Origin of the sequence: Inquilinus sp. (assembly GCF_039594555.1) — a bacterium.
Classification (GTDB): Bacteria; Pseudomonadota; Alphaproteobacteria; order DSM-16000; family Inquilinaceae; genus Inquilinus.
Genome location: NZ_JBCNNF010000254.1, coordinates 1 through 10,097 on the forward strand (window position 1 = coordinate 1; position 10,097 = coordinate 10,097).

Sequence of the window (10,097 nt, forward strand, 5' to 3'; positions counted from 1 at the left end):
GCCTATCCCTGCGGCCCGTCCCGCGCCTCGCTGCTGACCGGCCTGTACCCGCACACCCATCGCAGCGTCCGCAACGGCATGCCGCTCGACGCCCGCCACACCAACCTGGCGCTGGAGGTGCGGCGCGGCGGGTGGGACCCGCTGCTGTTCGGCTACACCGACACCTCGCTGGACCCGCGCGGCCGCGCGCCGGACGACCCGGCGCGGCACAGCTACGAAGGCGTGGCGCCGGGCTTCACCCCGGTGCTGAACCTGTCCGAATCCAGCCGCGCCTGGATCGCCGACCTGATCGCCAAGGGCTATGACGTGGCTGAGCCGGGGGAGGGGCGGGACCCGCTCTACGACCCCGACCCGTCGGCCGAGGCGGCGCCGGGCGGCTTCGGACCGACCCGGATCCGGGCGGAGGAAAGCGAGACCGCCTTCATGACCGACCAGGTGCTGCGCCACCTGGCGGTGCTGCAGGGCCGGCCCTGGTTCGTGCACCTGACCTATATCTGCCCGCACCCGCCCTTCGCCGCGCCCGCGCCCTGGCACCTGGCCTATGACCCGGCTTCCGTGCCGGCGCCGCTGCGTGGGCCGTCCGCAGCCGCCGAGGGGGCGCAGCATCCGCTGCTGGCCGGGCTGCACCGGGCGGTGCGGCTCGACAAGTTCCTGAACCATGCCGAGGGGCCGGCCGCGGCGCTGGACGATGCCGGCGTCGCCGCGGTGCGCGCCGCCTATTACGGCCTGGCGTCGGAGGTCGACCACCATCTCGGCCGGGTGTTCGACTTCCTCAGGGCCAGCGGCCAGTGGGACGACACGCTGATCGTCTTCACCTCCGACCATGGCGAGCAGCTCGGCGACCACTACCTGTTCGGCAAGCTCGGCTATTTCGACCAGTCGGCCCATATCCCGCTGATCATCCGCGACCCGCGGCCGGAGGCGGATGCCGGCCGCGGCCGGCAGGTCGAGGATTTCACCGAATCGGTCGACATCCTGCCCACCATCCTCCGCTGGCTCGGCCTGCCGGTGCCGCGGCAATGCGACGGCCGCTCGCTGCTGCCCTTCTGCCGCGGCGAACGGCCGGAGGATTGGCGCGACGCGGCGCACTGGTTCTACGACTTCGGCAATGTGCGCGAGCGGGTCGGCGCCGCCCGGCTGCACTCCGACGAATGCGGCGTCCAGGTGCTCCGCGACGCCCGGCGCAAATACGTCCACTGCACCGCGCTGCCGCCGCTGTTCTTCGACCTGGAGCGCGACCCCGGCGAGTTCGAGGACCGCAGCGGCGACCCCGCCTATGCCGCGGAGATGCTGGCCTATGCCCAGAAGCTCCTGTCCTGGCGCATGCGGCACGAGGATCGCGTGCTGAGCCACATCACTCTGGAAGGCGGCTATTTCGAGGGGGATGAGCGATGAGTGCGGCCGATATCCGCGGCATCCTGTTCGACAAGGACGGCACGCTGATCGATTATGAGGCGACCTGGCGGCCGCTGAACCGCGAGGCGGCGATGTTCGCCGCGGCCGGCGACCCGGAGCTGGCGCGGCGGCTGCTGGAGGCCGGCGGCGCCGACCCGCACACCGGCATCGTGCGGGCCGACAGCCTGTTTGCCGCCGGGGCGACGCCGGAGATCGCCGCCGCGTTTGTGGCCGCCGGCAGCCCCTATGGGCTCGACCTGCTGGTGCCGGAGATCGACCGCATCTTCCGCACCGCCACCACCGCGCCGATCCGCCCGACCGTCGCCGACCCGGCCGGGCTGTTCCGGCGGCTGCGCGGCCGCGGGCTGAAGCTCGGCGTCGCCTCCAGCGACGGCGAGGCGGCGATCCGCGCCACGCTGGCGATGTTCGATCTGATCGATCTGGTCGATTTCATCGCCGGATATGACAGCGGTCATGGCCACAAGCCGAATCCGGGCATGGTCTACGGCTTCTGCGACGCCACCGGCCTGCCGCCCGGCGCGGTGCTGATGGTGGGCGACAACCGGCACGACATGGCGATGGGCCGGGCCGCCGGCTGCGGCCTGTGCGTCGGCGTGCTCAGCGGCACCGGTACCGTCGAGACCCTGGCCGGTCTGGCCGATCTCTGCCTGCCCGACATCGGCGGGCTTGAGGATCTTCTTGACGGCGCGCAACGGGCCTGATGGCATCGGCCGCCTTTTAGACTAAAGTTGCGAAAAACCCATTCGTGGAGGCCTCACGTGCCCGGTTTTCCGATCGTGGACAGCCACGTCCATATTTATGATCCAGCCATATTGTCCTATCCCTGGATGGACCAGGCTCCGTCCCTGAAATCGCGCCACCTGCCGGACGTTTACGACCAACAACGCGACGGCGTGGCGATCGAGAACTACGTCTTCGTCGAAGTCGACGTCGTCCCCGCCCAGCGGGTGGAGGAGGCGCGCTGGGTCGGCGCGCTGGCCGACCCCCGGCTCGGCGCCCTGGTCGCCTCCGCGGCGATCGAGGACGGCCAGGCGGTGCGGACCGAGCTGGACGCGCTGCACGCCGCCACGCCGAAGCTGCGCGGCATCCGCCGGCTGATCCAGGGCGAGGCGGTGGATTTCTGCATCCGGCCCGGCTTCGTCGAGGGCGTGCAGCTCCTGTCCGAATACGACCTGTCCTTCGACCTGTGCATCTTCCACCCGCAATTCGAGAGCGCGATCGAGCTGGTGCGGCGCTGCCCGGAGATCCGCTTCGTCCTCGACCATATCGGCAAGCCGGGGATCCGCGACGGGCTTGACCAGCCCTGGCGCGATCACATGCGGGCGCTGGCGGCGCTGCCCAATGTCTGGTGCAAGCTGTCGGGCGTGGTCACCGAAGCCGATCATGGGGGCTGGACCCGGGAGCAGATCGAGCCGTACATATGTCATACGATTGACTGCTTCGGCTTCGACCGCACCATGTTCGGCAGCGACTGGCCTGTCTGCGAGCTGGCCTCCAGCTATCGCCGCTGGGTCGAGACGCTGGACGCCATCCTCTCGGACGCGTCGGAGGCGCAGCTGCGGCAGCTCTATCGCGACACCGCCATCGCCTTCTACCGGCTCGGCTGAGCCCAAGACGCTTCAGGAGAGGACCGCCTGCCCATGGACCCGATCGCGACCCGTCCGCTCGGCAAGAGCGGCGTTCCCGTCACCCAGCTCGGCTTCGGCGGGGCGCCGCTCGGCGACTTCTACCAGAAGCTGCCGGACGGCCAGGCGACCCGGACCATGGCGCGGGCGCTGGAGCTCGGCGTCACCCTGGTCGATACCTCGCCGCTCTACGGCTACGGCCTGTCCGAGCACCGCTTCGGCCAGGTGCTGCGGCAGCGGCCGCGCGACTCCTATGTGCTGTCGACCAAGGTCGGCCGGGTGTTCGAGGCGCCGAAGCGCGGCAAGGCCGTGGATCATGGCGGCTGGGCCGGCGGGCTCGAATTCGACCCGGTGTTCGACTACAGCTATGACGGCGCCATGCGCGCCTTCGAGCAGAGCCTGATGCGCCTGGGCATCCCCCATGTCGACATCCTGCTGATCCACGACGTCGACATCTGGACCCACGGCTCGCGCCCGGCCTATGAGCAGCGGCTGCAGGAGGCCTTGGCCGGCGCCTACAAGGCGCTGCTGAAGCTGCGCGAGGAAGGCGTGGTCAAGGCGATCGGCGTCGGCGTCAACGAGGTCGAATCCTGCATGCGCTTCGCCGAGGGCGGCGATTTCGACTGCTTCCTGCTGGCCGGCCGCTACACGCTCCTGGAGCAGACGGCGCTCGACGACTTTCTGCCGCTGTGCCAGCGCCGCAACATCGGCATCATGCTGGGCGGGCCGTACAATTCCGGCATCCTGGCCACCGGCGCCGTGCCCGGCGCTAAGTACAACTACAAGGACGCGCCACCGGAGATCCTGGAGCGGGTCAGCCGGATCGAGGCGGTGTGCCGCCGCCACGGCGTGCCGCTGCCGGCCGCGGCGATCCAGTTCCCGCTGGCCCATCCGGTGGTCGCCTCGATGATCCCGGGCGCGGTGAAGCCGGAAGAGGTCGAGCGCAACCATGCCCTGATCGCCACGCCGATCCCGGCCGAGTTCTGGGCCGAGCTGAAGCGCGAAGGCCTGGTGCGGGGGGACGCGCCGGTCCCGGCCTGAGCGCCGTCAGATCAGCCCGAGGCTCCGGAAGCTGGAATGGCCCTTGCGGCCGACGATGACATGGTCGTGCAGGGCGACGCCGACCGTCTCCAGCGCCCGGGCCACGGCCTTGGTCATCTCGATGTCCGCGCGGGATGGTGTGGGGTCGCCTGAGGGGTGGTTATGCACTAAAATCAAGGCGCTGGCGCCCAGCTCCAGCGCCCGCCGCGCCACCTCGCGCGGGTAGACCGGCGCCTGGTCGACCGTGCCCTGGGCCACGGCGTCGTCGGCCAGCAGCGCGTTCTTGCGGTCGAGATACAGGAGGCGCACCTGCTCGGTGCCGCCGAACTTCATGGCGACGCCGAGATAGTCCAGCAGCGCCTGCCAGGACCCGATCACCGGCCGGTCGACCACCTGCTCCTTCAGCATCCGCTCGGCCGCCGCCTGCACCACCTTCAGCAGGGCGACGCTGATATCGCTCAGGCCGCCGCGCTGGGCCAGCTGCGCCGGGCTGGCGGCCAGCACCGCGCCCAGGCTGCCGAAGGTGGCGATCAGCTGCTTGGCCAGGGGCTTGGTGTCGCGCCGCGGGATCGCCGCGAACAGCAGCAACTCCAGGATCTCGTAATCCGCCAGGGCGGCGGCGCCGGCAGTCAGGAAACGCTGCCGCAGCCGGTCGCGATGGCCGGTATAGGTGGGAACCGGGTCCGTCGCCTCCGGCGCTTCAGTCACGATGCCCCGGCTACGAGAGGGAATAAGGCGGCTGGGTGTGGCCGGCAGGGGAGAGGGTGAAAATCTCCACCCCGTCCTTGGTGACGCCGACCGTGTGCTCGAACTGGGCCGACAGGCTGCGGTCGCGGGTCACCGCGGTCCAGCCGTCGGACAGGATCTTCACCGCCCAGTGGCCGGCGTTGATCATCGGCTCGATGGTGAAGATCATGCCTTCGCGCAGCACCAGCCCGTCGCCGCGCCGGCCGTAATGCAGGATGCTGGGCGGGGCGTGGAACACCTTGCCGACGCCGTGGCCGCAGAAGTCGCGCACCACCGAGAAGCGGTGGCCCTCGGCATAGGCCTGGATGGCGTGGCCGATATCGCCCAGCGTGGCGCCGGGCTTGACCACGGCGATGCCGCGCATCATCGACTCGTAGGTCACCTCGATCAGCCGCTTGGCCTTCACCGCCAGCTTGTCGCCGGCGACATACATGCGGCTCGAATCCCCGTACCAGCCATCCAGGATCGGGGTGACGTCGATGTTCAGGATGTCGCCGTTCTCCAGCTTCCGGTCGCCCGGGATGCCGTGGCAGACGACATGGTTCAGCGAGATGCAGCTCGACTTCGGATAGCCGCGATAGCCCAGCGTAGCCGGCACCGCGCCGTGGTCGCGCATGAAGCCGTCGCACAGCCTGTCCAGCTCGTCGGTGGTGATGCCGGGCTGCACATGGGGGGCGATGAAGTCGAGGGTCTCGGCCGCCAGCCGGCCGGCACGCCGCATCGCCGCGAAATCGGCCTCGCCATGCAGGGGGATGTGGCCTTCCTCGCGGGTCTGGGGTTCCACCTCGGTCACGCTTTCCGTCCTGTCTCGCATCACCACTAGCCTATAGCACCGCCGCCGCGCGGTCGCCACCCGGCGGGATATGGGGCCGACTCGGCCGGGCGCCGAGGGCCGGCGCCGCAGGAGAGGCATGCAGAGGGTGTCGAGCCATTGCGAAGGGCAAGGCCGGCTTGACTCCGATTTATAAGTGAATGATCATTTATAAAACATGCAAGTCGAGGAGGATCGGATGCCGCTGCCGCTGGACGGAAAGGTCGCTTTGGTCGCGGGCGCAACCCGCGGATGCGGGCGGGGGATCGCGGTCGAGCTCGGGGCGGCCGGCGCCACCGTCTACGTCACCGGCCGCAGCATCCGCGGCCGGCCCTCGGAGTATCAGCGGCCGGAGACGATCGAGGAGACGGCGGAGCTGGTCTCGGCCGCCGGCGGCCGCGGCATCGCGGTGCAGACCGACCATCTGGTGCCAGAGCAGGTGGAGCGGCTGGTCGCCCGCATCCGGGCGGAGCAGGGACGGCTCGACATCCTGGTGAACGACGTGTGGGGCGGCGAGACGCTGTTCGAGTGGAACAAGTCGGTGTGGGAGCACGACCTGCAGAGAGGGTTGCGCCTGCTGCAGCTCGGCGTGCACACCCATCTGATCACCGCGCACCACGCCCTGCCGCTGCTGATCGAGCGCCCGGGCGGCCTGCTGGTCGAGGTCACCGACGGCACGGCCGAGTACAACGCCGACCACTACCGGCTGTCGCCCTTCTACGACCTCGCCAAGGTCTCGGTGAACCGGATGGCTTGGGCCCATGCCAGGGACCTGGCGCCGCACGGCGCCACCTCGGTGTCGCTGACGCCGGGGTGGATGCGGTCGGAGATGATGCTGGAGGCCTACCAGGTCACCGAGGACAACTGGCGCGACGCCACGAAGGCCCAGCCGCATTTCATCATCTCGGAGACGCCGCGCTTCACCGGCCGCGCCGTGGCGGCGCTGGCGGCCGACCCGGAGCGGGCGCGGTGGAACGGCCAGTCCCTGTCCAGCGGCCAACTGGCGAAGGTGTATGGCTTCACCGATCTCGACGGGTCGCAGCCCGACGCCTGGCGCTACATCGTCGAGGTCCAGGATGCCGGCAAGCTGGCCGACGCCACCGGCTACCGCTGAGCATTTTCCGCCTGTCTCGCGGCGCGTCCGGGCGATAGCATCGCCCGGATTCCAGCCCCGGGACAGAACCATGACCGACACGCGCATCGTGACCGCCGCCGTTCTGGTGATCGGCGACGAGATCCTCTCCGGCCGCACCAAGGACGCCAATATGGGCTTCCTGGCCGAGCGGCTGACCGGTCTCGGCATCCGCCTGCGCGAGGCGCGGGTGGTGCCGGACGTGCCGGAGGAGATCGTGGCCGCGGTCAACGCGCTGCGGGCGCGATACGACTATGTCTTCACCACCGGCGGCATCGGGCCGACGCATGACGACATCACCGCCGAATGCATCGCCCAAGCGTTCGGCGTGCCCCTGCTGCGCCACCCGGAGGCGGTGCGGCGGCTGGAGGCGCATTACGAGCCCGGCCAGCTGAACGAGGCGCGGCTGCGCATGGCGAATGTGCCGGAGGGCGGCACGCTGATCGACAACCCGGTCAGCGCCGCGCCGGGCTTCCGCATCGGCAACGTCCATGTCATGGCCGGGGTGCCGCGGATCATGCAGGCGATGTTCGACGGCATCGCCCCGACGCTGGCCGGCGGCGACAAGGTGCTGAGCCGCACCGTGACCTGCGACCTGGGCGAGGGGGTGATCGCCGCCGGACTCGGCGCCATCGCCGCCGAGTATCCGGAGCTGTCGGTCGGCAGCTACCCGTATTTCCGGGCCGGCAAGTTCGGCACCAGCCTGGTGCTGCGCGGCACCGACGCCGCCAGGCTGTCCGCCGCCACCGAGGCGGTGCGGGTCCTGGTGGTCTCGCTCGGCGGCACCGCCGGGGCGGAGCCGGAGAAGCTGGACCCGGAGAAGGCCGAATAGGCCAGGCCAATCAGCAGCGCGATGCCGAGCCAGGCGGCGGCGTAGACCAGGCCGCGCCCGCCCCAGCCGCGGCGCAGCGCGGCCGGCGCCACCAGGATCAGGGCGGCGACCAGCCAGGCCAGGCGGATCCAGTCGAAATCGTCCATGGCCAGGACATGAGGCCCCGGCCGCCGTTGCGCAAGGCGCTTGCGCGGCGGCCGGGGCCGGGCGATAGAGGCCGTCAACGCGGACGTGGTGAAACCGGTAGACACAGCAGACTTAAAATCTGCGTCCTTCGGGAGTGCGGGTTCGAGTCCCGCCGTCCGCACCATCAACCCTCGGAGTGGTAGGCCGTCCACCGACCGATGGACCGGCATCACTCTCCCGAACAGCCGGCTATCGACGGAAGGCGAGCTGGGCGGTGCCGGGCGGCGGGCCTATTCTGTCTCCAGGAATGAGGTGAGCCGGCCCCCCCCGCCAAAGGCCCTCAGCTCCGAAACATGGGCCGGACAGGTAGCCTCGTCCTCCAAGGGGGCGCCTGTCCGGTCCTGTGACCATTGGGCAGAGCCGAACCCGCCTGGGAGCGGACGCGCCTTCGGGGCACGATGCTCGCTCCGCTCCTGGGCAAAGGCCGTAGCGGGCTTATCCGGAAGGCCGTCTGGGTTGCGCTGCCCCCCACCGGATACGCTTGCTTCGGGAACGGCGGCCGCTCCGCAACACGGCCGCCGGTTCTCCGCATGGGGCCGGCCGGGCGGCCTGGTCGGAGGGACAGAGGTGTCCGTCCGGCCCCATGTTGATCTGTCGAGGCACGCGGCTCGAGGCGCATGTCGTTCAGTTCATGGTTCGGGCGATGGACCGGGGACCTCGATGAGCCGAGCCGCTGCAAGAGCGACCCGGTGAGCGATCAAGATCCCCGGTCCTGCCGAGGGTTGGGTGCGTATCGTGGGTCTCCCCGCCATCCGCACCGCAGCGCGTCCGGCTATGGCTTGCGATGCTTCGCCAGCCAGGCCTGCAGCGTCCCGATCTCCTCGCGCTGGGACGTGACGACCTGCTGCGAAAGGGCCCGCAGTTGAGGGTCGGTCCCGTGCCGTAGATAGGCCTCGGCCATGTCGACGGCGCTCTGGTGATGCAGGATCATCATCTGGGCGAAGTCGATATCGGCGTCATCCGCATCCCGGCCATGGTCCGGTTCATGGAGGACATCGCGTCCATATAGGCCGTCGACGCGCCGGCGCCGTGTCCGGACGACGCGTTCTGGCCTATGGCGGGGCCGCCGGCGACCGCGATCAGCAGGGTCGCCACGGCCGCGAGCATGCCGTGCCTGTTCATCATGACGTCCTGGGCTTCCGGCGCTCAGGCCGCCATGGCGTGGCAGGATCGGGCGCAGCGCCGGCAGGCGTCGACGCAGTCCTGCATGTCGCCGATGCGCTCGCAATCCGCGGCGCAGGCGTCGCAGATCTCGGCACAGGCGGCGCAGACGCGCCGGTGATGCTCGGTCCCGATCAGCATGATGTCGGCCGCGGCACGGCAGATCTCGGCACAGGCGATCATCAGCCGGAAATGCCTGGGCTCGACATGCGGGCCGCCCGCCTCCAGGCAATGCGACATCGCAGTCGACAAGCAGGCCTGGTGGCAGCGGGTGCAGTCCTCGATGCAGGCGCGCATTTCGGCGGAAAAGGTATGCATGGAATCGCTCCGTGGCTGGTGGGTGTCGGGTGAATGGGGAGCGATCAGGGTCGTGGAGGCGGGCTGGGGCCGTCGAGCTCGATGCCGTTCTCCGACGTGTCGGCCGGATGAATGGCCCGGCTCGGCACGTGGTCCGGCGGCGGCACCGTGGCGCCGTCGGCGGCCAGGGCCGGGACGCAGAGCATGCCGCAGCAGGATGTGGAATGGGCGCCGCCATGCTGGCCGGCGCCCGTCGGGTGCTGGGATGCGGGCACAGTCAGGCAGGGGTCGCCCTCAAGCCCGGCATTCGAGGCCAGCGCCGCCACCGGCTCCAGGCCGAAGCCGAGCGCCGCGGCCAGCGACAGGGCCGTGATCAGGCGGCGCAGCAGGAGTCCGGAACGGCTCATGGGCCGACCTCGCTTGGCGGGTTCTCCTGGTCAACGGGGCGAGCGGAGGATTGGTTCTGCCGTCAGTCCCGCCGTGCCGCCTGCAATTCGATCCGGCAGGCGGTCTCCGACCCGCAGCCGGTGCAGCGCAGGGCCAGCTCCAGCCGCAGCAGCCTGGCGTCCCGGCCGAAGCGCTGGATCAGCCGCCGCCGGTCCAGCTGCCGCTTGCGGCTGCACTTCCCGCATCTCGCCACGATGGCGGTGCCGGAGGAGATGTCGGACAGCCGGATGCCGATATCCCAGTTGTCCTGGATGCGCTCCCTCACCGGGGCCTCTGGCGATCCCGTCCCGGAGGCGCCGGCCGGAAAGGGCCGGGGAGGCGCCCCGCCATCGCGAACACGGCGCGAAGGTCCTCGCTGAACGGACCCTTGCGGTGCTTCATGGTGGCCTCCGTGACTCCCCG

Annotated in this window: 13 protein-coding genes and 1 tRNA gene; 7 read left to right on the top strand and 7 right to left on the bottom strand. The window is 70.2% G+C overall.

Translation table 11 applies throughout. From position 1 onward, the window contains the following. From ABDW35_RS23785 to ABDW35_RS23800, 4 genes are all read left to right on the top strand, one after another. A partial coding sequence (locus tag ABDW35_RS23785) for a sulfatase-like hydrolase/transferase (protein WP_343716346.1) occupies window positions 1-1,395 on the top strand: 1,395 nt, incomplete at its 5' end. Further along, window positions 1,392-2,117 (top strand): HAD family hydrolase, encoded by a 726-nt coding sequence (locus tag ABDW35_RS23790; protein ID WP_343716347.1) that lies wholly within the window; start codon window positions 1,392-1,394, stop codon window positions 2,115-2,117. The genes ABDW35_RS23785 and ABDW35_RS23790, both read left to right, overlap by 4 nt. Window positions 2,118-2,192: 75 nt before the next feature. Further along, window positions 2,193-3,023 carry an amidohydrolase family protein gene (locus ABDW35_RS23795; protein WP_343716357.1) on the top strand — a complete coding sequence of 277 codons (831 nt, stop codon included), beginning with the start codon at window positions 2,193-2,195 and terminating at the stop codon, window positions 3,021-3,023. A gap of 33 nt (window positions 3,024-3,056) precedes the next feature. Next, a complete protein-coding gene (locus ABDW35_RS23800; RefSeq protein ID WP_343716348.1) occupies window positions 3,057-4,082 on the top strand; it encodes an aldo/keto reductase in 1,026 nt (341 codons plus the stop codon). Between the two features lie 6 nt (window positions 4,083-4,088). On the opposite strand, the gene radC is transcribed toward ABDW35_RS23800, so the two are convergent. Continuing rightward, window positions 4,089-4,790: a DNA repair protein RadC gene (gene radC, locus ABDW35_RS23805; protein ID WP_343716349.1), complete on the bottom strand. Its 702-nt coding sequence runs from the start codon at window positions 4,788-4,790 to the stop codon at window positions 4,089-4,091. A gap of 10 nt (window positions 4,791-4,800) precedes the next feature. Continuing rightward, window positions 4,801-5,583: a type I methionyl aminopeptidase gene (gene map, locus ABDW35_RS23810; protein WP_343716358.1), complete on the bottom strand. Its 783-nt coding sequence runs from the start codon at window positions 5,581-5,583 to the stop codon at window positions 4,801-4,803. Window positions 5,584-5,839: 256 nt separating this feature from the next. Here map and ABDW35_RS23815 point away from each other — a divergent pair, with 256 nt between their 5' ends. From ABDW35_RS23815 to ABDW35_RS23825, 3 genes are all read left to right on the top strand, one after another. Beyond that, complete coding sequence (locus ABDW35_RS23815; RefSeq protein WP_343716350.1) at window positions 5,840-6,754, top strand: SDR family oxidoreductase; 915 nt, start codon at window positions 5,840-5,842, stop codon at window positions 6,752-6,754. 70 nt (window positions 6,755-6,824) lie between these two features. Further along, on the top strand, window positions 6,825-7,604 hold the full coding sequence (locus ABDW35_RS23820; protein ID WP_343716351.1) for a molybdopterin-binding protein: 780 nt from the start codon (window positions 6,825-6,827) through the stop codon (window positions 7,602-7,604). A gap of 225 nt (window positions 7,605-7,829) precedes the next feature. Further along, window positions 7,830-7,914, top strand: a tRNA-Leu gene (locus ABDW35_RS23825). A 648-nt stretch (window positions 7,915-8,562) separates the two neighbouring features. Here the strand turns inward: ABDW35_RS23825 and ABDW35_RS23830 are convergent. From ABDW35_RS23830 to ABDW35_RS23850, 5 genes are all read right to left on the bottom strand, one after another. Continuing rightward, window positions 8,563-8,724, bottom strand: a complete 162-nt coding sequence (locus ABDW35_RS23830) for a DUF305 domain-containing protein (protein WP_343716352.1) — start codon at window positions 8,722-8,724, stop codon at window positions 8,563-8,565. After that, window positions 8,721-8,912, bottom strand: a complete 192-nt coding sequence (locus tag ABDW35_RS23835) for a hypothetical protein (protein WP_343716353.1) — start codon at window positions 8,910-8,912, stop codon at window positions 8,721-8,723. Before ABDW35_RS23835 ends, ABDW35_RS23830 begins: the two co-directional genes overlap by 4 nt. A 24-nt stretch (window positions 8,913-8,936) precedes the next feature. Then, window positions 8,937-9,269, bottom strand: a complete 333-nt coding sequence (locus ABDW35_RS23840) for a four-helix bundle copper-binding protein (protein WP_343716354.1) — start codon at window positions 9,267-9,269, stop codon at window positions 8,937-8,939. 44 nt (window positions 9,270-9,313) lie between these two features. Continuing rightward, window positions 9,314-9,655: a hypothetical protein gene (locus ABDW35_RS23845; protein WP_343716355.1), complete on the bottom strand. Its 342-nt coding sequence runs from the start codon at window positions 9,653-9,655 to the stop codon at window positions 9,314-9,316. A gap of 62 nt (window positions 9,656-9,717) precedes the next feature. Continuing rightward, entirely contained in the window at window positions 9,718-9,960 is a 243-nt protein-coding gene (locus ABDW35_RS23850; RefSeq protein WP_343716356.1) for a hypothetical protein, read from the bottom strand. Between the last annotated feature and the right edge of the window lie 137 nt (window positions 9,961-10,097).

Bases quoted from the DNA above. Each gene is read 5' to 3' on its own strand.
- ABDW35_RS23790 (WP_343716347.1), top strand. From the start codon at position 1,392: ATGAGTGCGGCCGATATCCGCGGCATCCTGTTCGACAAGGACGGCACG.
- ABDW35_RS23800 (WP_343716348.1), top strand. From the start codon at position 3,057: ATGGACCCGATCGCGACCCGTCCGCTCGGCAAGAGCGGCGTTCCCGTC.
- ABDW35_RS23815 (WP_343716350.1), top strand. From the start codon at position 5,840: ATGCCGCTGCCGCTGGACGGAAAGGTCGCTTTGGTCGCGGGCGCAACC.
- ABDW35_RS23820 (WP_343716351.1), top strand. From the start codon at position 6,825: ATGACCGACACGCGCATCGTGACCGCCGCCGTTCTGGTGATCGGCGAC.
- ABDW35_RS23830 (WP_343716352.1), bottom strand. From the start codon at position 8,724: ATGATGATCCTGCATCACCAGAGCGCCGTCGACATGGCCGAGGCCTAT.
- ABDW35_RS23835 (WP_343716353.1), bottom strand. From the start codon at position 8,912: ATGAACAGGCACGGCATGCTCGCGGCCGTGGCGACCCTGCTGATCGCG.
- ABDW35_RS23840 (WP_343716354.1), bottom strand. From the start codon at position 9,269: ATGCATACCTTTTCCGCCGAAATGCGCGCCTGCATCGAGGACTGCACC.
- ABDW35_RS23845 (WP_343716355.1), bottom strand. From the start codon at position 9,655: ATGAGCCGTTCCGGACTCCTGCTGCGCCGCCTGATCACGGCCCTGTCG.